General features: G+C 69.6%; 21 protein-coding genes. 13 read left to right on the top strand and 8 right to left on the bottom strand.

Going from position 1 to position 22948, the window contains the following annotated elements:
* Nucleotides 1-81: 81 nt before the first annotated feature.
* The 5 genes from OO69_RS22615 to OO69_RS22595 all read left to right on the top strand — a co-directional run bounded on the left by OO69_RS22615 (nt 82) and on the right by OO69_RS22595 (nt 7013).
* Nucleotides 82-1302: a sensor histidine kinase gene (locus tag OO69_RS22615; RefSeq protein ID WP_033282546.1), complete on the top strand. Its 1221-nt coding sequence runs from the start codon at nt 82-84 to the stop codon at nt 1300-1302.
* 122 nt (nt 1303-1424) lie between these two features.
* Entirely contained in the window at nt 1425-2768 is a 1344-nt protein-coding gene (locus tag OO69_RS22610) for a sensor histidine kinase (RefSeq protein WP_033282545.1), read from the top strand.
* A gap of 257 nt (nt 2769-3025) precedes the next feature.
* Nucleotides 3026-3685, top strand: a complete 660-nt coding sequence (locus OO69_RS22605) for a LuxR C-terminal-related transcriptional regulator (RefSeq protein ID WP_033282544.1) — start codon at nt 3026-3028, stop codon at nt 3683-3685.
* Nucleotides 3686-4003: 318 nt separating this feature from the next.
* Complete coding sequence (locus OO69_RS22600; RefSeq protein WP_033282543.1) at nt 4004-5941, top strand: 2-oxoacid:acceptor oxidoreductase subunit alpha; 1938 nt, start codon at nt 4004-4006, stop codon at nt 5939-5941.
* Nucleotides 5934-7013: a 2-oxoacid:ferredoxin oxidoreductase subunit beta gene (locus OO69_RS22595; RefSeq protein WP_033282542.1), complete on the top strand. Its 1080-nt coding sequence runs from the start codon at nt 5934-5936 to the stop codon at nt 7011-7013. The genes OO69_RS22600 and OO69_RS22595 overlap by 8 nt, the downstream gene beginning before the upstream one ends.
* 68 nt (nt 7014-7081) lie before the next feature.
* Here OO69_RS22595 and OO69_RS22590 read toward each other — a convergent pair whose 3' ends face one another.
* From OO69_RS22590 to OO69_RS22580, 3 genes are all read right to left on the bottom strand, one after another.
* Nucleotides 7082-7264, bottom strand: coding sequence for a hypothetical protein (locus OO69_RS22590; RefSeq protein WP_051801156.1), 183 nt, complete (start codon nt 7262-7264; stop codon nt 7082-7084).
* A gap of 206 nt (nt 7265-7470) precedes the next feature.
* Nucleotides 7471-7989, bottom strand: a complete 519-nt coding sequence (locus OO69_RS22585; RefSeq protein ID WP_033282541.1) for a DUF6082 family protein — start codon at nt 7987-7989, stop codon at nt 7471-7473.
* A gap of 235 nt (nt 7990-8224) precedes the next feature.
* Nucleotides 8225-8623, bottom strand: coding sequence for a winged helix-turn-helix transcriptional regulator (locus OO69_RS22580; protein WP_033282540.1), 399 nt, complete (start codon nt 8621-8623; stop codon nt 8225-8227).
* A 110-nt stretch (nt 8624-8733) separates the two neighbouring features.
* On the opposite strand from OO69_RS22580, the gene OO69_RS22575 reads away from it, so the two are divergent.
* The 3 genes from OO69_RS22575 to OO69_RS22565 all read left to right on the top strand — a co-directional run bounded on the left by OO69_RS22575 (nt 8734) and on the right by OO69_RS22565 (nt 11246).
* Entirely contained in the window at nt 8734-9588 is an 855-nt protein-coding gene (locus OO69_RS22575) for an SDR family oxidoreductase (protein ID WP_033282539.1), read from the top strand.
* 177 nt (nt 9589-9765) lie between these two features.
* Nucleotides 9766-10749 carry an EamA family transporter RarD gene (rarD, locus tag OO69_RS22570; protein ID WP_033282538.1) on the top strand — a complete coding sequence of 328 codons (984 nt, stop codon included), beginning with the start codon at nt 9766-9768 and terminating at the stop codon, nt 10747-10749.
* A gap of 38 nt (nt 10750-10787) precedes the next feature.
* The gene (locus tag OO69_RS22565; RefSeq protein ID WP_033282537.1) at nt 10788-11246 is read left to right on the top strand and encodes a VOC family protein; all 459 of its coding nucleotides are present in this window, start codon (nt 10788-10790) and stop codon (nt 11244-11246) included.
* A 10-nt stretch (nt 11247-11256) separates the two neighbouring features.
* On the opposite strand, the gene OO69_RS22560 is transcribed toward OO69_RS22565, so the two are convergent.
* Complete coding sequence (locus OO69_RS22560; protein WP_033282536.1) at nt 11257-12561, bottom strand: hypothetical protein; 1305 nt, start codon at nt 12559-12561, stop codon at nt 11257-11259.
* A gap of 178 nt (nt 12562-12739) precedes the next feature.
* Between OO69_RS22560 and OO69_RS22555 the strand changes: the two genes are divergently transcribed.
* Nucleotides 12740-13264: a DUF6668 family protein gene (locus OO69_RS22555; RefSeq protein ID WP_033282535.1), complete on the top strand. Its 525-nt coding sequence runs from the start codon at nt 12740-12742 to the stop codon at nt 13262-13264.
* A 189-nt stretch (nt 13265-13453) separates the two neighbouring features.
* A complete protein-coding gene (locus tag OO69_RS22550) occupies nt 13454-14053 on the top strand; it encodes a flavodoxin family protein (protein WP_033282534.1) in 600 nt (199 codons plus the stop codon).
* A gap of 7 nt (nt 14054-14060) precedes the next feature.
* Here the strand turns inward: OO69_RS22550 and OO69_RS22545 are convergent, their stop codons facing one another.
* From OO69_RS22545 to OO69_RS22535, 3 genes are read right to left on the bottom strand one after another with little or no spacing between them, the layout of a single operon-like run.
* Nucleotides 14061-14936 (bottom strand): ABC transporter permease, encoded by an 876-nt coding sequence (locus OO69_RS22545; protein ID WP_033282533.1) that lies wholly within the window; start codon nt 14934-14936, stop codon nt 14061-14063.
* A complete protein-coding gene (locus tag OO69_RS22540) occupies nt 14923-15897 on the bottom strand; it encodes an ABC transporter ATP-binding protein (protein WP_033282532.1) in 975 nt (324 codons plus the stop codon). Before OO69_RS22540 ends, OO69_RS22545 begins: the two co-directional genes overlap by 14 nt.
* A 32-nt stretch (nt 15898-15929) precedes the next feature.
* On the bottom strand, nt 15930-17144 hold the full coding sequence (locus tag OO69_RS22535) for a LolA family protein (protein ID WP_033282531.1): 1215 nt from the start codon (nt 17142-17144) through the stop codon (nt 15930-15932).
* 370 nt (nt 17145-17514) lie between these two features.
* Between OO69_RS22535 and OO69_RS22530 the strand changes: the two genes are divergently transcribed.
* The gene (locus OO69_RS22530) at nt 17515-18042 is read left to right on the top strand and encodes a hypothetical protein (protein WP_051801155.1); all 528 of its coding nucleotides are present in this window, start codon (nt 17515-17517) and stop codon (nt 18040-18042) included.
* Between the two features lie 6 nt (nt 18043-18048).
* On the opposite strand, the gene OO69_RS22525 is transcribed toward OO69_RS22530, so the two are convergent.
* A complete protein-coding gene (locus OO69_RS22525; protein ID WP_033282530.1) occupies nt 18049-19059 on the bottom strand; it encodes a polyprenyl synthetase family protein in 1011 nt (336 codons plus the stop codon).
* Between the two features lie 205 nt (nt 19060-19264).
* Here OO69_RS22525 and OO69_RS22520 point away from each other — a divergent pair, with 205 nt between their 5' ends.
* Together OO69_RS22520 and OO69_RS22515 are read left to right on the top strand one after the other, a co-directional pair.
* Nucleotides 19265-20770, top strand: coding sequence for a peptide MFS transporter (locus tag OO69_RS22520; RefSeq protein WP_033282529.1), 1506 nt, complete (start codon nt 19265-19267; stop codon nt 20768-20770).
* A gap of 16 nt (nt 20771-20786) precedes the next feature.
* A complete protein-coding gene (locus tag OO69_RS22515) occupies nt 20787-22781 on the top strand; it encodes a CocE/NonD family hydrolase (RefSeq protein ID WP_033282528.1) in 1995 nt (664 codons plus the stop codon).
* Nucleotides 22782-22948 lie beyond the last annotated feature (167 nt).

Here is a 22948-nt window from a genome sequence, read left to right as displayed (position 1 = left end):
CGCGATGGTGGGGTTTTCCCCAGCAGACCCGGGCGGCGGACCTCATGGCGCTGGAGCGCGCCGCGGGGCACGCTGGCCCATATGACCGTACGCATCCCCTACGCCGACCCGGCGGCACCCGGCGGCGAGCTCGACGAGCCGCTGCCGCCGGCCCGCTTCGCCTATGACAGACACACCTGGAAGGAGATCGCGCATCTCCTGACGAATCTGCCGGTGTCGGTGTTCGGCTTCGTCTATGTGGTGACGATGCTGGCCGTCAGCGGCGGGCTGACCGTCACCGTGGTCGGGTTTCCGCTGCTCGCGCTGGGGCTGATGGGCGCGCGGCTGATCGGGAAGTTCGAGCGGGGCCGGGCGAGGCGGTTGCTCGGGGTGCGGATCGACGAGCCGAGCCCGTTGCCGTGGCGCAAGGGCGGCGGGCTGCTGCAACGGGTGTGGATGGCGCTGAAGGACCCGGTGGGCTGGCGGACGGTGCTGTACGACGGGATGCGGCTGCCGTGGGGCATCGTCACCTTCACCGTCACGCTGACCTCGCTGTTCGTGCTGTGGCCGGTGCTGCCGTTCATCGCCCGCGGGCTGGCGAACGCGGACCGGGCGATGGTGCGCGGCCTCCTCTCCCCCTCCGACGAACTGGAGCGCCGTATCGCCGAGTTGGAGTCCGACCGGGGTGTCGTGGTCGACACGGCGGCGGCGGATCTGCGGCGGATCGAGCGCGACCTGCACGACGGGGCGCAGGCCCGGCTGGTCAATCTGGCGATGGGCCTGGGCCTGGCCAAGGAGAAGTTGCTGGAGGGCCGGGCCGACGAACAGGTCGCCGCGATGGTCGACGAGGCGCACGGCGAGGTGAAGCTGGCGCTCCAGGAGCTGCGGGACCTCGCGCGCGGGATCCATCCCGCCGTCCTCACCGACCGCGGGCTGGACGCGGCCCTGTCCTCCGTCGCCTCGCGCTGCACGGTCCCGGTGAAGGTGACGGCCGACATCGGGGCCCGCCCGGCCGCCGCGATCGAAGGCATCGCGTACTTCACGGTCTCCGAACTCCTCCAGAACATCAGCAAGCACAGCGGCGCCCGTACGGCGTCGGTCGACGTGTGGCGGTCGGATGACCGCCTGCTCATCCAGGTCTGGGACGACGGCCGCGGCGGCGCGAACCTCGACGGCGGCACCGGCATGCGCGGCCTCGCCGACCGCCTCGGCGCGGTCGACGGCCTGTTCGTCCTCGACTCCCCGCCGGGCGGCCCCACGACCGTCACGGCGGAGCTGCCGTGGCGCGAGCGTGACCGGACCGCCGAACCGGGCCGGGGGTAGGGAAAACCCCCCTCCCGAGAGGCCGACGGACTCCATGGTCCACGGACCTGCGGTCGAGCAGTCTGGAGATACGACAGCACGGCCGGCGCGGCTGCGGAAACGAGTAGAACGGGACGACGTCAATGGCCACGGAGTACGGGCAGGGGTACGGGACGCACAGCACGTTCGACCTCGACGAGCGGCGCCGGCACCGGCTGCCGGCCGCGCTGCGCGCACCCTTCGAGGCGCGCAGCTGGAGGGAGTTCGGCTACGTCCTGCTGAGCCTGCCGATCAGCATCCTGCTCTTCACCTACGCCGTCACGATGGTGTCGCTGGGCGCGGGCCTGCTGATCACCTTCCTCGGCGTCCCGGTCCTCGCGGGCGCCCTGGCCGGCTGCCGCGGCTTCGGCGCGCTGGAACGGGCGCGGGCCCGCCGCCTGCTCCACCTGGACGTCGCCGCCCCCGAGCCGCTGCGCATGAAGAAGAACGGCCCGATGGCCTGGATGGGCGCCGTCCTCAAGAGCGGCACGTCCTGGCGCCATCTCCTGTACGCGGTACTGCACTTCCCGTGGGCGGTCTTCTCCTTCGTCGTCGCCCTCAACTTCTGGGCGTACGGCTGGGCCCTCCTGACGTACCCGCTGTGGTTCTGGGTCTTCCCGATGTACGGCGGCCAGGGCGGCCTCCAGCTCTACGGCGACCGGCACCACCAGATCTACCTGGACAACCCCTTCGAGATCACCGTCACCGCGCTGGTCGGACTGCTGTTCACCCTGGCCACGCCGTGGATCGTGCGGGCCCTGACGCTGGTCGACCGCCTCATGGTGCACGGGCTCCTCGGACCCTCCACCCTCGCGACCCGGGTCGTGGAGCTGGAGTCGGACCGCGGTGTCGTGGTCGACACGGCGGCGGCGGACCTACGGCGGATCGAGCGCGACCTGCACGACGGGGCGCAGGCCCGGCTCGTGGCCCTGGCCATGGATCTGGGGCTGGCGAAGGAGAAGCTGACGGAGGACCCGGAGGCCGCGGCGCGGATGGTGGGCGAGGCGCACGGCGAGGTCAAGACGGCGTTGCAGGAGCTGCGGGATCTGGCGCGCGGGATCCATCCGGCGGTGCTGACCGACCGGGGGCTGGACGCGGCCCTGTCCTCCGTGGCCTCGCGGTGCACGGTGCCGGTGCAGGTGGACGTGGATCTGCCGGCGCGGCCGGCGGCCGCCATCGAGGGCATCGCGTACTTCACCGTCTCCGAGCTGCTGCAGAACATCAGCAAGCACGCGAGGGCGACCTGGGCGGCCGTGGACGTGTGGCGGGTGGAGAACCGGCTGATGCTGCAGGTCGTGGACAACGGGGTGGGCGGCGCGGATGCCTCCGGTGGTTCCGGGCTGGCCGGTCTTGCCGGGCGGCTCGATGCGGTGGACGGGATCCTGGTGGTCGACTCACCGGTCGGTGGGCCCACCCGGATCACGGCGGAGCTGCCCTGGCGGGGTTGAGAGGGCGGGGAGTTCGGACGGGCCGGATTCCCCCACCCCCACTACCCTCCGCAGGCTGGGGTCGGATCTAACCGTTCAACGCACCCGACAGCAGTTAGATTTACCCCCAGCCTCCAGCACCCCCCAGGCCCCGATTCCGTCCCCCCGCCCGCACCGAGTCGCGAACCCTGGAATGCTGGACCTGTCGTGTGGACGGACGCGAATCGACGTGGGCCGGCAGGGCGGGCAATGGGGGGCCGAACATCGTGGAGGACAGGGTGCAGGTGGTCATCGCCGAGGATTCAGTGCTGCTCAGGGAGGGCCTGACCCGGTTGCTGACCGACCGCGGGCACGACGTGGTCGCCGGGGTGGGCGACGGGGACGCGTTGGTGAAGACCATCACCGAACTGGCCGAGCAGGGCGCGCTGCCGGACGTGGTCGTGGCCGACGTACGGATGCCGCCCACGCACACCGACGAGGGCGTGCGGGCGGCCGTGGAGTTGCGCAAGGCGCATCCCGGCCTCGGCGTCCTGGTGTTGTCGCAGTACGTGGAGGAGCGCTACGCCACCGAACTGCTGGCCGGTTCCACGCACGGCGTCGGCTATCTGCTGAAGGACCGGGTGGCCGAGGTGCGCGAGTTCGTCGACGCGGTCGTGCGCGTGGCCTCGGGCGGTACGGCGCTCGACCCGGAGGTGGTCGCGCAGCTGCTCGGGCGCAGCCGTAAGCAGGACGTGCTCGCCGGACTCACCCCGCGGGAGCGCGAGGTGCTGGGGCTGATGGCCGAGGGGCGCACGAACTCCGCGATAGCCCGGCAGCTCGTGGTGAGCGACGGCGCGGTCGAGAAGCACGTCAGCAACATCTTCCTGAAGCTGGGTCTGTCGCCGAGTGACGGGGATCACCGACGAGTTCTGGCCGTCCTCACCTACCTCAACTCCTGACAGAATCCTGCCAAACTGACACCGCGTCAGCTGTCCGGCCGCCGACCGGCGGTTGTTCGCCGCCGTCAGTTTGCTGTCAGCCGGGCCCGGGACGCGGACAGCGCAATCCGAGAACCAGTCAACGCGACGGGAGCGTCGTCAAGGGAAGTGCCGGGGGGCGAGAAATCATGACAAGTCAGGGCGCCGGGCCGTCTCAAAACAGCGTCCATGATGCGAACGGCCGAAGGAAGGCGACCCTTACAGACGTAGGGTTGATCCTGGGAGGGTCGGCGTGACGACCATGCCCGGACAGCGTCCTCGAAGAGGAGGTCCAGTTCAGTGACCAGCCAGGTCAGTAGCCCAGCGGAGCAGGCCGACGGAGCCGACAGCACGTTGGTAGGGGAACAACGCAAACCGGCGGGGGTGAAGGACGTCCACCGCCTGGACCGGGTGATCATCCGGTTCGCCGGTGACTCGGGTGACGGTATGCAGCTCACCGGCGACCGCTTCACCTCGGAGACGGCGTCCTTCGGGAACGACCTCTCCACACTGCCGAACTTCCCGGCCGAGATCCGCGCCCCCGCAGGCACCCTGCCGGGGGTTTCGTCGTTCCAGCTGCATTTCGCCGACCACGACATCCTGACCCCGGGCGACGCGCCCAACGTGCTGGTCGCGATGAACCCGGCCGCCCTGAAGGCGAACATCGCCGATGTGCCGCGCGGCGCGGAGATCATCGTCAACACGGACGAGTTCACCAAACGGGCATTGCAGAAGGTGGGTTACGCCGCCTCGCCCCTCGACGACGGGTCGCTGGACGGCTACAGCCTGCACCCCGTCCCGCTGACGACCCTCACCGTCGAGGCGTTGAAGGAGTCGGGTCTGTCGCGCAAGGAGGCCGAGCGCAGCAAGAACATGTTCGCGCTGGGCCTGCTGTCGTGGATGTACCACCGGCCGACCGAGGGCACCGAGAAGTTCCTGAAGTCGAAGTTCGCCAAGAAACCCGAGATCGCGGCGGCCAACATCGCGGCGTTCAGGGCGGGTTGGAACTTCGGCGAGACGACCGAGGACTTCGCGGTCTCCTACGAGGTCGCCCCGGCGGCGACGGCGTTCCCGACCGGCACCTACCGCAACATCTCCGGGAACCTCGCCCTGTCCTACGGCCTGGTCGCCGCGTCCCGGCAGGCGGACCTGCCCCTCTTCCTGGGCTCGTACCCGATCACCCCGGCCTCGGACATCCTGCACGAGCTGAGCCGGCACAAGAACTTCGGCGTACGCACCTTCCAGGCCGAGGACGAGATCGCGGGCATCGGCGCGGCGCTGGGGGCGGCCTTCGGCGGTTCCCTCGCGGTGACGACGACGAGCGGCCCGGGCGTGGCCCTGAAGTCGGAGACCATCGGCCTCGCCGTATCCATGGAACTCCCGCTCCTCGTCCTGGACATCCAGCGCGGCGGCCCCTCCACGGGCCTGCCCACCAAGACCGAACAGGCCGACCTGCTCCAGGCGATGTTCGGGCGCAACGGCGAGGCGCCGGTCCCGATCGTCGCCCCGTGCACCCCGGCCGACTGCTTCGACGCGGCGATCGAGGCCGCGCGTATCGCGCTCACCTACCGCACGCCGGTGTTCCTGTTGTCGGACGGCTACCTGGCCAACGGCAGCGAGCCCTGGCGCATCCCCGACATCGACGAACTCCCGGACCTGACCGTCCAGTTCGCACAGGGCCCGAACCACACCCTGGACGACGGCAGCGAGGTCTTCTGGCCGTACAAACGCGACCCGCAGACCCTGGCCCGCCCGTGGGCCATCCCCGGCACGCCCGGCCTGGAACACCGCATCGGCGGCATCGAGAAGCAGGACGGCACGGGCAACATCTCCTACGACCCCGCCAACCACGACTTCATGGTCCGCACCCGCCAGGCCAAGATCGACGGCATCGACGTACCGGATCTGGAGGTCGACGACCCGCACGACGCGCGGACGCTGGTCCTGGGCTGGGGCTCGACGTACGGCCCGATCACGGCGGCGGTACGACGGCTACGGGGCGCCGGCGAGTCCATCGCGCAGGCCCACCTCCGCCACCTCAACCCCTTCCCCCGCAACCTCGGCGCGGTCCTGAAGCGCTACGACCGGGTGGTGATCCCCGAGATGAACCTCGGTCAGCTCGCCACGCTGGTGCGGGCGAAGTACCTGGTGGACGCGCACTCGTACAACCAGGTGAACGGCATGCCGTTCAAGGCTGAGCAGCTCGCCACGGCTCTCAAGGAGGCCATCGATGGCTGAGACGTCCACGGAAGGCACGGGCACGATCGAGGCACTCTCACTCGTCCCCAAGGCCGAGGCAGTGCAGTCCATGAAGGACTTCAAGTCCGATCAGGAAGTGCGCTGGTGCCCCGGCTGCGGTGACTACGCGATCCTCGCGGCGGTCCAGGGTTTCATGCCGGAACTGGGCCTGGCCAAGGAGAACATCGTCTTCGTCTCCGGCATCGGCTGCTCCTCCCGCTTCCCGTACTACATGAACACGTACGGCATGCACTCGATCCACGGCCGCGCACCGGCGATCGCGACGGGCCTGGCGTCCTCCAGGCGGGACTTGAGCGTGTGGGTGGTCACAGGCGACGGCGACGCCCTCTCCATCGGCGGCAACCACCTGATCCACGCCCTGCGCCGCAACGTCAACCTGAAGATCCTCCTCTTCAACAACCGGATCTACGGCCTGACGAAGGGCCAGTACTCGCCGACCTCCGAGGTAGGCAAGATCACCAAGTCGACGCCGATGGGCTCCCTGGACGCCCCCTTCAACCCGGTGTCGCTGGCGATCGGCGCGGAGGCGTCCTTCGTCGCGAGGACGATCGACTCGGACCGCAAACACCTCACCCAGGTCCTCCGCGAGGCGGCCGCCCACCCCGGCACGGCCCTGGTCGAGATCTACCAGAACTGCAACATCTTCAACGACGGCGCCTTCGACGCCCTGAAGGACCGCCAGCAGGCCGAGGAAGCGGTGATCCGCCTGGAACACGGGCAGCCGATCCGGTTCGGAGCGGAGGGTGCGCGGGGCGTAATCCGGGACGCGACGACGGGCGACCTGAAGGTGGTCGACGTGACCCCGGACAACGAGTCCGAGATCCTGGTCCACGACGCCCACGCGACCTCCCCGACCACGGCTTTCGCCCTGTCCCGCCTGGCCGACCCGGACACGTTGCACCACACGCCGATCGGCGTGCTGCGGTCGGTGGAACGCCCGGTCTACGACACACAGATGGCCGACCAGCTCGACACGGCGATCGTGCAGAACGGGAAGGGTGACCTGGCCGCGTTGCTGGCGGGCGGGGACACCTGGACGGTTGTGGGCTGACGGTTCCAGTCATGCCGAGGGCCGGGGTGCGGTTTTCGCACCCCGGCCCTTCCCTGTAGTGCTGCTGATCAAGCGTCGGGGATGTCCCGCTTGGCCCGGAGCAGAGTGTCGCGGGTGACAACCACGATGCGCTCGTAGTCGGCCCGGGCGGCATCGGCCGGGAGGAGGGCGTCGAGTTCGTCGGTACGGTCGGTACCGATCACCGCGAAGTTGCCGTCGCTCAGTTCAAAGAAATCGGGGCAGGTCTCCATCGTGGCGCTTCCTCGCTGGCGTGGTGAGTCACCGAGACGGCGGACGATGCTGACGGCAGGAATATCGCTGTGCACGCGAGGAGCCTCTTCGACGGCGGGGCAAGGTCGTCCGGCAAAACCTAGCAGGGTTCCCCAAGTCACCATGCTTCAAACGGAGTTACCCCAGTAGAGTGAACCACTTCACCCCATGGCGTGAAGGCTACCGCTCAGGGCCCAGACTCCCCGGCCTGCCCTACCACCCACCACTCGTCAGGATCATCGCGAAGCTCCTCAACGATCACGTCGACGGCCGCACCCACCCGGGCCTCCAACGACTCACGGGGCAGGCTCTTGCGATGTTCGCGGGTCATCTCCCAGTAGCCGTCGAAGGCCGAGCTGCGGCACAACACCCTTAAGTGGCCGATCAGTTCATCCCAGACCATGGCTCCCACACGGTGCTGTAGCACGATCGCCGTGTACTGCATGTTGACGAAGATCAGCTGACGCCGTCGGCGCTCCGACAGGTCGGGCAAGGTGCTCACGACCTCCGCCAGCAGAGGATCCTCCATCGCCCGCTCCATCTGCGCAGCGGCGATCCGGTGCAGCTGGATCAAGTTCGCATGACGGATCTCCTGGGCGAGAAACGTGAGTTGGCGGAGCAAATCCTCAGTCAACTGTTCCTGGCGACGGCGCTGCGCCCCCTCCGCGGAATCGTTCCTTCGCGCATCCGAATTCTCCGTGGCCAATGCGAACCCCCGAGTCAGGCACCCGAACGTCGGCCTGCGGTCCCGTGGGCGGCACGGGAGGCCGGCGCGCGGTTGGGCACAGCGCCCCGCCCCAGCATGCCCGGCGGTTCAAGGCGGCGTGAGAGGCGGAGAGGGGGCGCATGGATGGACGTGCCGCTCATGTCAATCGACGCCCTGACATGTGTGTGCCCGGCGAGCGCCCATCGCATTCCTTCACAGGAAGCGCCCGTGCAGCTCAGCCCCGCCCCTTCGCCGTGTCGTACACCTCCCGCGCCTCCAGCACCTGCCCCATCCGGTCCGTGGCCCACAGGGCCAGCCCCCGCACCTGTTCCGCCGCCTCGCGGCCCAAGTCGGTCAGGGAATAGTCGACTCTCGGCGGGATCACCGGCCGCGCGTCACGATGGACCAGGCCATCCCGCTCCAGCGTCTGCAAGGTCTGGGCCAGCATCTTCTCGCTCACCTGCCGCACCTCCCCGATCGCGCGGCGAAGTTCGCTGAAGCGATAGGGGCGGTCGAGGAGTTCGATGAGGACGAGGACGCCCCAGCGGGACGTGACGTGTTCCATGATCAGCCGGTGCGGGCACATCGCCTCACCCACGGCGCGGCCGCCCGTCATCTCTGCACTAACTGCCATGCCAGTACCTTACTTCAAAGTGGGTACTTTCCAGGAGTTAGCGCCTCCCCTAGGGTTAGTGGCACGCACCGCACCGCACCACGCCGCACCCCTACAAGGAGCTGTCACTCATGAGCATCGTCGTCACCGGAGCCACCGGACACCTCGGCCGTCACGTCGTGGAGCAGTTGCTGGAGAAGGTTCCGGCCGACCAGATCACCGCTGTCGTACGGACGCCGGAGAAGGCCGCCGACTTCGCCGAGCGCGGCGTGAAGATCGCGGTCGCGGACTACAACACCCCCGAGACCTTCGACACCGCCTTCGCCGCCGGCGACAAGGTGCTGCTGATCTCCGGCAACGAGTTCGACAAGGGCCGCGTCGAGCAGCACAAGGTCGTCATCGAGGCCGCCAAGGCCGCCGGTGTCGCCCTCCTCGCCTACACCAGCGCCCCCGGCCCCCTCGCCGCCGCCCTGGCCGACGACCACCGCGGCACCGAGGAGGCGCTGCTGGCGTCCGGAGTGCCGTACGCCCTGCTCCGCAACGGCTGGTACAACGAGAACTACACCGAGAACCTCGCCCCCGTGCTGGAGCACAACGCCGTCGTGGCCGCCGCCGGTGACGGCCGGGTCTCCTCCGCGAGCCGCGCCGACTACGCCGCCGCCGCCGTCACCGTGCTGACCGGCGAGGGCCACGAGAACCAGACGTACGAACTGGGCGGCGACGAGGCGTGGAGCTTCGCCGAGTACGCGGCCGAGCTGAGCCGCCAGACCGGCAAGGAGATCGCCTACAACAACGTGCCCGGCGAGACGCTCGTCGGCATCCTCACCGGCGCCGGCCTGCCCGAGCCGTTCGCCGCGATCCTCGCCGGTGTCGACGCGTCCATCGCGCAGGGCCAACTGGTCGTCTCCAGCGGCGACTTGTCCCGCCTGTCGGGCCGCCCGACCACACCGATCAGCGAGTCGATCGCCATCGCCCTCAAGGGCTGACCCACCCGCGGGTGGCCTCCCCCCTCTCAACATCGGGCGGGGAGAGGCCACCCGCCGGACACCCACCCCTCTCCTGTCATGACCGTATGCCGATACGGCCATGACAGCCGGGCCCGCTCGGCGCTACCTTCGTGCTGGCCGCATCGACGCGGCAGGGCGCGTGCGAAGGAGGGGCCCGTGAGCGGGAAGCCGAGCGGGAAGCCGAAGGGCGAACAGCACCACATAGGACTGCTGAACGGCTTCGCGGCATACGGCATGTGGGGCCTGGTCCCACTGTTCTGGCCGCTGCTCAAGCCCGCGGGCGCCGCCGAGATCCTGGCCCACCGCATGGTGTGGTCGCTGGCGTTCGTCGCCGTGGCGCTCCTCGTGATCCGGCGCTGGGCCTGGGCCGGTGAACTCCTGCGCCAGCCACGCAAGTTGGGCCTCGTGACGATCGCCGCGGCCTTCATCACCGTCAACTGGGGCGTCTACATCTGGGCCGTGAACAGCGGCCACGTCGTCGAGGCCTCGCTCGGCTACTTCATCAACCCCCTCGTCACCATCGCGATGGGCGTCCTCCTCCTGAAGGAGCGCCTGCGCCCGGCACAATGGGCCGCGGTCGGCGTGGGCCTGGCCGCCGTGATCGTCCTGGCGGTCGGCTACGGCCAGCCACCGTGGATCTCCCTCACGCTCGCCTTCTCCTTCGCGACGTACGGCCTGGTGAAGAAGAAGGTCAACCTCGGCGGCATCGAGTCCCTGGCCGCGGAGACGGCGATCCAGTTCCTGCCGGCGCTCGCCTACCTGCTGTGGCTCGGCGCGCACGGCAAGGCGACCTTCGCCCAGGAAGGCGTCGGCCACGCCACCCTCCTCGCCTCCACCGGCATCGTCACCGCCCTCCCCCTCGTCTGCTTCGGCGCGGCGGCGATCCGGGTCCCGCTGTCGACCCTGGGCCTGCTCCAGTACCTGGCCCCGGTCTTCCAGTTCCTCCTGGGCATCCTGTACTTCCACGAGTCCATGCCACCCGCGCGCTGGGCGGGCTTCGCCCTCGTATGGCTGGCCCTCATCCTCCTGACGACGGACGCGTGGCGCACGGCACGGAGGGGCAGGGCGGCGGCAGCGGCGCTCTCACGGGAGCGGTCCCCGGCGGGGAGTCCGAACCCGGCGGACACGGTGGAGGCGTAGCCCAGCGGCCACACCGCACCGATGCCAGAGTGAAGGGCATGACACCCACACCCCTCCACTGGAAACTGGTCATCGACGCGGCCGACCCCCACGCCCAGGCGGACTTCTGGGCGGCCGCACTCCACTACGAGCCCGAGGACAACAGCGCGCTCGTCCAACAGCTCCTGGAAATGGGCGCGTTGCCCGCGGCGGCGACCGTCGACTTCCACGGCCGACCGGCCTTCCGCGACCTGATGGCCGTACGCCACCCCGACGACCCCTACGACAAGGACCGCGGCACAGGCCTGGGCCGCCGCCTCCTCTTCCAGCGCGTACCCGAGCCGAAATCCACCAAGAACCGCCTCCACCTCGACCTGCACCCGGGCCCCGACCACCGCGAGGCCGAGGTGGAACGCCTCACGACCCTGGGAGCGAGCGTGTTGCGCCGGGTGACGGAACCGGCCGGCACCTGGGTCGTGATGACGGACCCCGAGGGCAACGAATTCTGCGTGGCCTAGAGGGCCGCCCTCACTCAGCGGCCCGACGCGCCCGCTCCGTGAGCCGCCCCATCCGGGCGCGGGCGGACTCCAGTTCCTCGATGTCCTCTACGGCGGGCCCGTCCTCGGCGGTGAGTTCGGTCCACAGGTCGATGAGGTCACGGCCGAGGGCGAGGCCCTGCTCCGGGTCGCGTACGGCGCGCCAGGCCGTCGCCGCGCTCTGGACGTTGCCGTAGGCGGCCTCCGCGTCATGTGCGCCATGCCGGATGCGGGCGAGGTCGAGGGAGAGGTGGAAGGCGCGGAGCGGGTCACCGGCCAAGTAGGCGATGTAGGCGGCGAGTTCACGCAACCGCAGCACCTCGGGGTGCTCGGGCCCGAGAGCACCCGCAGCGTCCGCGACGGTCCGCTCCGCGAGCCCCGCCGCCTCGTCGATCCGCCCCGCCTTGACGGCGTCGTTGATCCGCACCATCGGCTCGATGAGAAACGCGGTCCCCGCACCGTCGGTCGTCACCGGTTCGTCCCCCAGCACGGCCTCGGCCACGGCGTCGAACCCGCGCGCGGGCGTCGGCTTGGGGTCGGGTTCCGGGGCGGTGAGGGCGAGGTCGGGAATGGGAATGGCGGCGGGACGGGGGGCCAGCTCCGGAGTGACCGGCGGTACATCCATGACCGGCGGCACATCCGCGACCGGCGCCGAGTCCATCACCGGCGGCGGCCCGAACGCCCCCGTAGGCGCCTGGACGGACCCCAGCGGCGCACCCCCCTCGGCCGACTCTGGCACCGCGTGCAACGGGAACGTAGGCGCCGACTCCCCCACCGACTCGGGCACGGCCCGCAACGGAAAAGTAGGAACCACCTCCCCCTCCGCCACCGCCCGCAGCCGATGAGTCACCGGATCCCCACTCGCCCCACGACCACCCTCAGGCTCCGCCTCCACGACGTCCGCGGACACAGCCAGCGGCAACGCGGGCGGCGGCGGAGGAGGAAACCCGGCCGGGACAGCAGGAACAGCCGCCCCGCCAACCATCTCCCAGGGCTCCGCCGAGAAGTGACTGGACCCGTCCGGATCGATCTGAAGCGGAACGACGTACCCGATCCGGTCATCGTGGATGGTCGCGCGCACGGGATGCCCCGTGGCCGAGGCGATGCGATGAAGGTGGCTCAGAACGGCCTGCTGGATCTCCTCCCCCGCGACGACCGCGACCGGCACTCCGCCGATGGAGGCACCACCGGCGCCCGGCCCGTCCACGGGTACGCGTACCTCGAAAGGTGACGCGGCGGGTGCCGAGCGTGCGGCTCGCTTCTGTTCCCGCTTCTTCTCGCGGCTGAGTCGAGTCATCGGTTCCCTCACTCGCATGCGTCGGGGAGGCGGCCCGCGCTCCCCAGCGTCAAGATCCGTTCGTACGCGTACTGTTGAGTCTCGCCGTTCCCTTCAGGTTCTCAGGTCACCACGACGTCACAGCCTCGTCCCAGGAGTTCCGTGAAGACCGGCGGGGTCACGAGGGAGGAGCTCGGTCATGCAGACGGGTGGACGCCAGGGCCCGGAGATCTGGCTCCGCGGCCCGGTACCCCTACCGCTGGCCCCAGGGACACCGGACCCCTCCAGTATCCCCACCGCCACCCCCCGCCGCCGCTTCTCCTGGGTAGCCACCCACGGCGGCACCGGCGTCACCACCCTCGCCTCGGTCTACGGCGGCCAGGACTGCGGCCGCGACTGGCCGGGCCCCGAGGACCCCCCGTCGATCCTCCTCGTCGCCCGCACACACGCCGCAGGCCTGGCCGCCGTAGCCCGCGCCCTGGAGGTCTTCCGCCGAGGCGAGGCACCAGCAGGGCTGGACCTCGACGCCGTAGTCCTCGTAGCGGACGCCCCCGGCCGCCTCCCCCGCCAGCTGGCCCCCCACGTCAAGGCCATCGAATCGGTGATCGACGTCTACCACGTCCCCTGGGTCCCGGCCTGGCGCATCGGCGACCTGACCGCCGCCCCACCCCGCGAAACAGAAGCCCTGACCCGCCTCACAGGCGCGAACCGCCACCCCCGCTGACCCGCGGCCGCCGACGAGACGGGAGCGGGTCGTGGCGGTACGGCGCAGCCCGCCGCGTACCCGGCACCAACCCCGACCCCACCCACCCACCGCACTGCGGGCCCCCAGCCACCCCATGGACAGATGATTGCGCGCGCATATAATGCATACGGCTGTAACCGCCGCACGCCGATTACCCCTGGGGGACCCATGACCCGCCGCTTCCTCTTCGTCCTGGGCAGCGCCCGCCTCGACGGCAACACCGAACTCCTCGCCCGCAGGGCCGCCGAGCAGCTGCCTCCCGACGTCGAACAGGAGTGGATACGCCTCGCCGACCACCCGCTCCCCGACTTCCTGGACATCCGGCACGACGGAATCGTCGGAGCCGTCCAGCCCACCGAGAACGACACCGTCCGGAAGCTCCTCGACGCCACCCTCGCCGCGACGGACATCGTGATCGCCTCGCCGGTCTACTGGTACTCGCTCTCCGGCCTCACCAAGCGCTACCTGGACTACTGGTCCGACTGGCTCCGCGTCCCCGGTGCCGACTTCAAGGCGACGATGGCCGGCCGCACACTCTGGGGCGTCTCCGCCCTCGCCGACGACCAGCCCGTGGTCGCCGACCCGGTGACCGGCACGCTCAACAACTCGGCCGCCTACCTCAAGATGCGCTTCGGCGGAGTCCTGCTGGGCAACGGCAGCGCCCCCGGCGACGTACTGAAGGACACCGAGGCACTGACCCGGGCGAAGACGTTCTTCACCCAGGAAGCCCCGCCGGCCCGCTTCCCCTTCGAAGACCCGGCCGCATGACAACGCCCTACGCCGTGATGTCCTTCGCCGTGAACCGCGCCCACGCCGCAGACCCGAACACCGCCGCGTACAACGCCTGAAGGCCCAGGTTCTTCACCAGGTCGTCCCAGTACACGGGTTCACGCATGAGGTCGGCGAAGGACAGCCAGTAGTGGGAGAAGAAGTACGGCTGGAGCGCGTGCAGTTGAGGAATCTGATCAAGAATCTGAACGGTGATCAACAAGCCGACCGTCGTAGCCATCGCCGCGATCCCACTGCTGGTCATCGTCGAGATGAACAACCCCAGCGCAGCGATACCGACCAGAGACGCGGCAACGGCCAACGCGATCAACAGCGCCCGCCCCAACCCCTCCGCGAAACTGATCTGCGTACCCGAGATGGTCGTCAGATCCCCCAGCGGAAACAACAACGCCCCGACCGTCAGCGCCGACAGCGCCACGACGAGGGTCGCCACCACACAGAACGTCAGCACAGTCGCGTACTTGGTGAGAAGCAACCGCGTCCGCCCGGCCGGAGCCACCAGGAGATACCGCAGGGTTCCCCCGCTGGCCTCACCCGCGATGGTGTCACCGGCGACGACCCCGATGGCCATGGGGAGGAAGAAAGGAAGGGTCGCGGCCAACGCGGTGAACACCAGGAACAGCCCGTTGTTGGTGATCTGTGCGATGAACGCGGGCCCCCCACCCCCGTCCCCACGCCCAGGCCCACCCCCGTCCTGAGTCTCCAACTTGACCGCGATCCCAACCAGGATCGGCACGGCAGCCAACACCCCGAGCAACGCAAGCGTCCGCCACCGCCGAAACGTAGTGACCAACTCGCTGCGCAACAGCCCGAACGTCCACATCAACCGCGGCTCCCGCACGGCGAGATCAGCCCGCGACATCGAACCCCTCCCCCGTCAACGCCACGAACGCGTCCTCCAGAGAAGCCCGTTCAACCCCAAAGCCCCGCACCCGCACCCCGGCGGTCACCAACGCCTCGTTCACCTCGGCGAGTTCACGATCAGGCGGCTCGGCGGTGACCCGCTCCTCCGCCAAGACCACATCCGCCAGCCCCAGTTCCTTCAGCACCCGCGCCGCATCCCCCGCATCAGGCGTGGTCACGAACAGCCGCCCCCGTGCCCCCGCCGCCAGCTCGGTCACCGACCCCTGCGTGATCAGCCGCCCCTGCGCCATCACGGCCGCATGCGTGCAGACCTGCTCGATCTCATCGAGAAGGTGGGAAGACAGAAAAACGGTCGTCCCGTCCGACGCCAACTCCCGGATCAGAGACCGAATTTCACGCATCCCCTGCGGATCGAGCCCATTGGTCGGCTCATCCAGAACAAGAAGCTCCCGAGGCTGAAGCAACGCGGACGCAAGCCCCAGCCGCTGCTTCATCCCCAGGGAGTAAGCCTTCGCCTTCTTACCGGAGGCGGCAGTCAGCCCCACCCGATCCAGCGCGGCGGCGACCCGCTCCCGCCGGGTACGCGGATCGGCGGTCGGATCGGCGGCGTCGTAACGAAGCAGGTTGTCGCGCCCGGAGAGAAACCCGTACAGGGCGGGCCCCTCGATCAGAGCGCCCACGCGCGGCAGAACCGCCCGCACGGACCGAGGCATGGGCCGCCCCAGCACACGGGCCGTCCCGGACGTGGGTTCGATCAGCCCCATCAGCATGCGGATGGTGGTGGTCTTGCCCGAGCCGTTGGGCCCGAGGAAGCCGAAGACGCTGCCCGCCGGGACGGTCAGGTCGAGACCGTCCACGGCGAGCTGACCGCCACGGAAGCGCTTGGTGAGTCCGCGGGTGGCGATGATGCCGTCCCCCGCGTCCGCCTGCTCCGGCACTTCAGCGGACGGTCCGCCCATCGACTCCTCGATTCACCGTGCCCACAAGGAACTTACTTGGCCGCGTCCGCGGCCTTGACCAGCGCGCTCTTGGTGACAGCGCCGACATACACCTTGCCGTCGTCCGTGATCAGGGCATTGACCAGCCGGGTCGAGAACACCGTGCCCTTGCCGAAGTCGCCCTTCACCTGGTCCCCGAGCGAGTTCAGGAACCCACCGAGGTCACCGCTGCCGGACGAGGAGCCGCTCGGAACACCCTGGCCGCCGGTCTCGAAGACGGCGATGGAGTTCCAGCCCTTGCCGATGACCGTGGGCTCGTCGGCGCCCTTGCCGAGGCCCTTGTCGGACTTACCGGCCTTGCCGGAGTGATCCGGCGCCGGAGCCGCCTTGCTCGCGCTGTCCTCCGTGGTGACCTTCGCGCCCTTGGGCGTCTTGAAGTCGAAGGTCGAGGCGGCCGGCTTGGCAAGGCTGAGCTGGGTGAAGCCGACATCGACGACGGCCGCGCCGCCGCTCGCCGGAGTGAGCGTGAACTTGAGCGGCAGACCGGTCTTCGCGTCCACCGCGACGCTGATCGTGCCGACCGTCGTACCGGTCTGCTTGGGCTTGATCAGCAGCTTGTAGGCGTCCCGCCCGGCGACATGCTCCGTACCGTCGACCGTGACGGACGTCGTGTCGTCGACCGACTTCAGCGCCTCGTCGGTGAGGCCCTTGGGCGTGGCCCGGGTCTCGTCGCTCTTCGAGGTGTCGGCGGCCGTCGTGCCGTGGAAGACCTCGTTCGTCTGGCTGTCGTAGCCCCAGACGTCCTTGCCGTTGTGGATGAGGCTGTACTCCGCGGCGTTCTCCAGGAGCGACACCTTCTGCTTGTCGGGGCCGTCGGCCGCGACGCGCAGGGTGTGGGTGCCGGTGGCCAGCTCGGTGAGCTTGCTGGTCGGGTCGGCGGAGGAGCCGTCGCCGGACTTCGTGGCGCCGAACATCAGGTTGCTCTCCAGGCCGCCGAGGTCCGGCAGGCCGAGGTCCGTGCTGATCTTCACCGTGCCGGACAGCTGCTGAACGTCCGACTTGGCGATCTTGTTGATGAGCTGTTCCGCGGTGACCTTCGGAAGGTTCGGGTCGCCGGAGTCGGCGAGCGCCGGGACCAGTCCGATGGTCGCGGCCGCCACCCCCACCACGGTGACCGGGACGATGTACCGCGCCGCCCTGCGCCGCCCGGCCCGGAGCTCGTCGCGCTCTCCGGTGTCCGTGCTGTCGTCGGTTTCGTACGGTGCCATGTCTGCCTTACCTCCGTCGTCGGCGGCGGCCAACCCGTCCTGTACTCGTCCCACCCTGAGCCGCCATTCTCACCCGATTCGGTGAGGAGTGGTGTTTTCCGTGTTCTCCATCTGACCAAATCGCCGAGAGATAAGCGTCAGACCCGGGAGCCAACTCCGCGTACGCCTGCGGTATGACACACGGAAGCGTCGCCTCCCCGAACCCCTAGGGGGAAGACGCCGCCCGCGCACGGCAGTTGACCGGGACAGGCCAGGCCGACCGCGTCCCGCGCTCCCCTCCCCATCACGCGTATCGCATCGCATCGAGTAATAAACGGCCCGAATCCGTACTTATGGGTGGCACCACACCGCATCGACCAAAGGGGTCGCCATGCACGCCACCCATCACCTCACCGGATACGCGGCCACGGGCGCCGCGATCCTGACCCTCACCCTCGCCGGCTGCGGAAGCGGCGGCGGCAGTGGTAGCGGCGGCTCCGCCGCCATGCCGGCCGCGGCCACCACGGGGACGACCCTCATGACCGCCAAGGTCGCCAAGGTCGGCACCGTCGTGACCGACAGCAAGGGGTACGTCCTCTACCGCTTCGACGCGGACTCCGCCCACCCGACGAGGATCAGCTGCTACGGCACCTGCGCGGTCGTCTGGCCCGCCGCGACCGCCAAGGGCTCCGTCACCGTCAAGGGCATCGACAAGAGCCTCGTCTCCACGGCGAAGCGCTCCGGCGGAACCTCGCAGCTCACGCTCGCCGGCTGGCCCCTCTACCGCTACGCCAAGGACGACAAGCCCAAGGAGGCCCACGGCCAGGGCGTGGACGGCACCTGGTGGGCGGTGACACCCACCGGAGCGAAGGCCATGACCGCCGCCTCCGGCACGAGCACGGGAGGCAGCGGCTACTGACGGGCCTCAGCCCGCCCGGTGCACCACCGCGTCGCACATCTCCAGCAGGGCGACCTTGGCGTCGCACTCGGGGAGCGGGGCGAGCGCCGCGCGGGCGTCCTCCACGTAGCGGACGGTGTCGCGGCGGGCCTGTTCCAGGGCCGGGTGGACGCGCAGGCGGGAGAGCGCCTCGGCGTGCCTGGCGTCGTCCGTGAGGTCGGAGTCGAGCAGCTCGCACAGGGCGATGTCCTCGGCGAGACCCAGGCGGGCCGCCCGCTCGCGGAGCAGCAGCACCGGCAGCGTGGGGATGCCCTCGCGCAGGTCCGTGCCCGGGGTCTTGCCGGACTCCTCGCCGTCGGAGGCGATGTCCAGGACGTCGTCGGCGAGCTGGAAGGCGACGCCGAGCCGCTCGCCGTACTGGGTGAGGACGTCCACGACGGTGTCGTCGCAGCCGGACATCATCGCGCCGAAGCGGCACGCGACCGCGACCAGGGAGCCGGTCTTGCCGCCGAGCACGTCGAGGTAGTGCTCGACCGGGTCGCGCCCGTCGGACGGTCCCGCGGTCTCCAGGATCTGGCCGGTGACCAGCCGTTCGAACGCCTCGGCCTGTACCCGCACCGCCTCGGGGCCGAGGTCGGCCAGCGTGTGCGACGCGCGCGCGAACAGGAAGTCGCCGGTGAGGACCGCGACCGAGTTGCCCCAGCGGACGTTGGCGCTCTCCACCCCGCGGCGTACGGTCGCCTCGTCCATGACGTCGTCGTGGTACAGCGTGGCGAGGTGGGTCAGCTCGACGACGACCGCCGAGGGCACGACACCCGGCGCGTACGGATCGCCGAACTGCGCGGCGAGCATCACGAGGAGCGGCCTGAACCGCTTCCCGCCCGCGCGCACGAGGTGCTGGGCGGCCTCCGTGATGAAGGGGACCTCGCTCTTGGTGGCTTCGAGCAGACCCTCCTCGACGGCCGTCAATCCGGCCTGGACATCGGCTTCCAGAGCCTGGTCCCGCACGCTCAGCCCGAACGGCCCGACGACGGTCACGAGGGGTCTCCTGTCTGCTGGTGTCCCTGGGCGGTCACACGGTTTGTCGATAGGTCGCTGGCATCACTCAAGTCAGCGTATCCGGTCAGCTTTCGATCACCCATGCCGCCCACCCCGTCCAGCAGGGGCGGTATCGGATCACGACCGGTATGTTTTCGATCACCTGATAAGAACGGATATTTATCGACTTACGCGGAAGTAGTGGATGGTGTCTCGAACCGCACTGGAAGCCGAACCCGACGACCAACCGCCCCCCGAGGACGACCACGCCTTCTTCGGCCAGCCCAAGGGGCTGCTCACGCTCTCCGGGCTCGAGGTCTGGGAGCGCTTCTCGTTCCTCGGCATGCAGGCCATCCTCGTCCTCTACTTCGCGGATACCGTCGCGCACGGCGGCATGGGCATGTCGTCCGGAACGGCCGCGTCCGTGTCGGCAGCCTACGGAACACTGGTCTATCTCGTCTCGGTCGCGGGCGGCTGGCTCGCCGACCGCATCCTCGGTTCGTACCGCGCGGTGCTGTGGGGCGGCATCCTGATCGCCTGCGGGCACTACGCGATGGCGGTCCCCACCCCCACGATGACCTGGGTCGGCCTCGGCCTCATCAGCGCCGGCACCGGCCTGCTCAAGCCCAACGTGGCCACCATGGTCGGCAAGCTCTACCGCACCGACGACGAGCGCCGGGACGCCGGTTTCGCGCTCTACTACATGGCGATCAACATCGGCGCCTTCGCGGGCCCCCTGATCACCGGCTGGCTCGGCGACCACAAGGGCTGGCACTGGGGCTTCTCGGCCGCCGCGGTCGGCATGACCTTCGGGCTCATCCAGTACGTCGCGGGCCGCCGTCACCTGGCCGGTCGCAGGAACACCGCGGAGTTCGCCCTCGCGCCGGACGCGCTGCGCCGCGCGGTCCGCCTGATCGTCGTAGGCATCGTGGTCGCCGCCGTACTCGCGACCGGAGTGGCCACCGCCGGCTGGCTGACGATGGGCCGCTTCGTCGACCTGCTCACGGTGATCTCGGTCATCGCCCCGGTCGTGTACTTCGCGGTGATGTTCATGAGCCCGCGCGTGAGCCCCGCCGAACGCGGCCGGCTGCGCCCGTACATCGTGCTCTTCCTGGCCTCGACGGTCTTCAACTTCATTCTCTTCCAGGCCTATTCGACGATGATGCTGCTGGCCGCGTCGAACGCCGAGACGACCATCCTCGGCTTCGACTTCCCCGCCAGCTGGTACGCATCCGCCCTCGGCGCCTTCGAGGTCGGGCTCGCCCCCGTGGTCGCCGCGCTCTGGGTCCGCATGGGCCGCAGCCAGCCGCACGCCTCCAACAAGATCGCGATCGGTGTCGTACTCGGCGGCCTGTCCTTCCTGCTGATGGTCCTGCCGACCAGCGGGCACAGCGGTGACGCCTACCGGATGTCGGCCTGGTGGATCGTCGGCTCGTACTTCCTGCTCGGGCTCGGCGACATCCTCCTGGAGACCTCCGGCATGTCCGCGACCACGAAGCTCGCCCCGGCCGCGTTCTCCAGCCAGACCATGTCCCTCTGGTTCCTGTCCCTCGCCCTCGCGAACGGCATCCAGGCCCAGACGGTGAAGCTCTACGACGACGTCTCCAAGCCGGCCTACTTCGGCGTCAACGGCGCGATCGCGGTGGCCGCGGGCCTCGCGGTGATGGCCGCCGCGCCGTGGCTGCGCCGCACGATGCACCCGGTCCACTGAACCCGAGGGGTCCCTCATGCGCATCCGTACGTCCTTCCCTCACGAGACGGCCCACGAGGACCTCCGTATCCCGCTGCCCGACGGAACACGCCTCTACGCGCGCGTGTGGCGCCCGGTGACCGACGAACCCGTCCCCGCGCTCCTCGAATACCTCCCGTACCGCCTGACCGACTGGACCGCGCCCCGGGACGCCCAGCGCCACCCCTGGTACGCGGGCCACGGCTACGCCTCCGTCCGGGTCGACGTACGCGGGCACGGCAACAGTGAGGGTGCCCCCGGCGACGAATACGACGCCCAGGAACTCGCCGACGGCGTGGAAGTCGTCAACTGGCTTGCCGCGCAGCCCTGGTGCACCGGCAAGGTCGGCATGTTCGGCATCTCCTGGGGCGGCTTCAACTCCCTCCAGATCGCGGCCCTCGCGCCCGAGCCGCTCAAGGCGATCGTCACGGTCTGCTCGACCGACGACCGCTACGACAACGACGTGCACTACATGGGAGGTTCCGCCCTCGCCGTCGACCTGCACGCCTGGGCCGCCACCATGCTCGCCTTCGTCGCCCGCCCGCCGGACCCCGAGTACGCGGGCCTGGTCTGGCGCGACCTGTGGCTCAAACGCCTCGAACAGATCGACCCGTTCATCCACACCTGGCTCGCCCACCAGCTCCGCGACGACTACTGGAAGCACGGCAGCGTCTGCGAGGACTACGGCGCGATCGACGCGGCGGTCCTCGCGGTCGGCGGCTGGCACGACCCGTACCGCGACACGGTGTTGCGCCTCGTCGAACACCTCCCGCCGGACCGCGTACGCGGCCTCATCGGCCCCTGGTCGCACCAGTACCCGGACCGCGGCCTGCCGCCCGGCCCCGCGATCGGCTTCCTCCAGGAGACCCTCCGCTGGTGGGACCACTGGTTGAAGGACAAGGACACCGGCGTCATGACCGACCCCCTGCTACGGGCCTACGTCAGCGACTCCCACCCCCCGGCCACGGTCTACGACACCCTCCCGGGCCGTTGGGTCGGCGAGCCCGCGTGGCCCTCGCCGCACGTGAAGACGACGACGTACGGCCTCCGGGGTGCGCCCGTGATCGTCCGCTCCCCCATGCACACCGGTGTGGACGCGGGCCGTTTCTTCCCCTTCGGCAACGACGCCGATCTGCCGCCGGACCAGCGGGACGAGGACGCGCGGTCGGCGTGCTTCGAGTTCGAGGTACCGGCCGAGACGTGGGTGCTGGGGCGGCCGCGGGTACGGCTGCGGCTGACGTGTGAGGTGCCGCGCGGGCAGGTGATCGCCCGGCTGTGCGATGTCGCCCCGGACGGCTCCTCGACCCTCGTCACCCGGGGCGTGCTCAACCTGTCGGCGCGGCACGGGCGGGACCGGGCGGTGCCGTGGACGCCGGGGGCCACCGAGGACGTGACCTTCGAACTGAACGGCATCGGGCACGCGTTCCCGCCGGGGCATCGGATCCGGCTCGCGGTGTCGTCGGCGTACTGGCCGTGGATCTGGCCGCAGCCGGAGTCCGCGGCGGGGTTCACGTTGGATCCGGAGGGGAGTGCGCTCGAACTCCCCGTTCGGGAGCGGGAGTTGGCGGAGGACATTCGGTTCGAGGAGCCGGAGGAAGCCGAGCCGCTCGGGGTCAACTACCCGGCCACGCTGGACGAACCGCGGCCCGAGCGGCTGGTCCTGCGGGATGTGGCGAAGGGTGAGTGGCGGCTCGAAGTCGACCCTCGGTACGGCGGCACGCGCGTGTATCCGGACGGGTTGGAGTTCACCGAGGACGCGTTGGAGACGTACACGATCGACGAGTCCGACCCGTTGTCCGCGCGCACCCTCTCGGAGTGGTCGATCCGGCTGCACCGGCCGGAGCTGGGGTGGGACACGAGGGTGCGCACGCGGTCGGAGATTACTTGCGACGAAACGGACTTTCTTACCTCAAACGAGGTGATCTGCACCGAGGGTGGAGAAGTGATCTTCCACCGCACCTGGGAGAAAAGGATTCCGAGAACTGCCAGTTGAGGGCGAATGCCCGATTTGCCGTTCTTAATCCTCCCGTGAGTTGGGTCACGCGTTTCTGTGCGTGACCTGTGTCCTGGTCTGCCCGCGTTTTCCCTTACGGCATTTGACAGTTGACCCTTGGCTCGCGCAAAGGATCAAGTGCCCCATACGCCTCAGACCAAGGTCAA

The organism is Streptomyces sp. NRRL F-525, from assembly GCF_000716605.1.
Taxonomy (GTDB): Bacteria; Actinomycetota; Actinomycetes; order Streptomycetales; family Streptomycetaceae; genus Streptomyces.
The sequence above is the reverse complement of the archived record's forward strand: the minus strand, read 5'-3'. Positions and strand labels throughout refer to the sequence as shown.

Coding starts and splice junctions, on each gene's coding strand:
- OO69_RS22565 (WP_033282537.1), top strand. CDS start 10,788: ATGACACCCACACCCCTCCACTGGAAACTGGTCATCGACGCGGCCGAC.
- OO69_RS22580 (WP_033282540.1), bottom strand. CDS start 8,623: ATGGCAGTTAGTGCAGAGATGACGGGCGGCCGCGCCGTGGGTGAGGCG.
- OO69_RS22550 (WP_033282534.1), top strand. CDS start 13,454: ATGACCCGCCGCTTCCTCTTCGTCCTGGGCAGCGCCCGCCTCGACGGC.
- OO69_RS22520 (WP_033282529.1), top strand. CDS start 19,265: ATGGTGTCTCGAACCGCACTGGAAGCCGAACCCGACGACCAACCGCCC.
- OO69_RS22590 (WP_051801156.1), bottom strand. CDS start 7,264: ATGGAGACCTGCCCCGATTTCTTTGAACTGAGCGACGGCAACTTCGCG.
- OO69_RS22615 (WP_033282546.1), top strand. CDS start 82: ATGACCGTACGCATCCCCTACGCCGACCCGGCGGCACCCGGCGGCGAG.
- OO69_RS22545 (WP_033282533.1), bottom strand. CDS start 14,936: ATGTCGCGGGCTGATCTCGCCGTGCGGGAGCCGCGGTTGATGTGGACG.
- OO69_RS22540 (WP_033282532.1), bottom strand. CDS start 15,897: ATGGGCGGACCGTCCGCTGAAGTGCCGGAGCAGGCGGACGCGGGGGAC.
- OO69_RS22595 (WP_033282542.1), top strand. CDS start 5,934: ATGGCTGAGACGTCCACGGAAGGCACGGGCACGATCGAGGCACTCTCA.
- OO69_RS22560 (WP_033282536.1), bottom strand. CDS start 12,561: ATGACTCGACTCAGCCGCGAGAAGAAGCGGGAACAGAAGCGAGCCGCA.
- OO69_RS22610 (WP_033282545.1), top strand. CDS start 1,425: ATGGCCACGGAGTACGGGCAGGGGTACGGGACGCACAGCACGTTCGAC.
- OO69_RS22555 (WP_033282535.1), top strand. CDS start 12,740: ATGCAGACGGGTGGACGCCAGGGCCCGGAGATCTGGCTCCGCGGCCCG.
- OO69_RS22530 (WP_051801155.1), top strand. CDS start 17,515: ATGCACGCCACCCATCACCTCACCGGATACGCGGCCACGGGCGCCGCG.
- OO69_RS22575 (WP_033282539.1), top strand. CDS start 8,734: ATGAGCATCGTCGTCACCGGAGCCACCGGACACCTCGGCCGTCACGTC.
- OO69_RS22515 (WP_033282528.1), top strand. CDS start 20,787: ATGCGCATCCGTACGTCCTTCCCTCACGAGACGGCCCACGAGGACCTC.
- OO69_RS22535 (WP_033282531.1), bottom strand. CDS start 17,144: ATGGCACCGTACGAAACCGACGACAGCACGGACACCGGAGAGCGCGAC.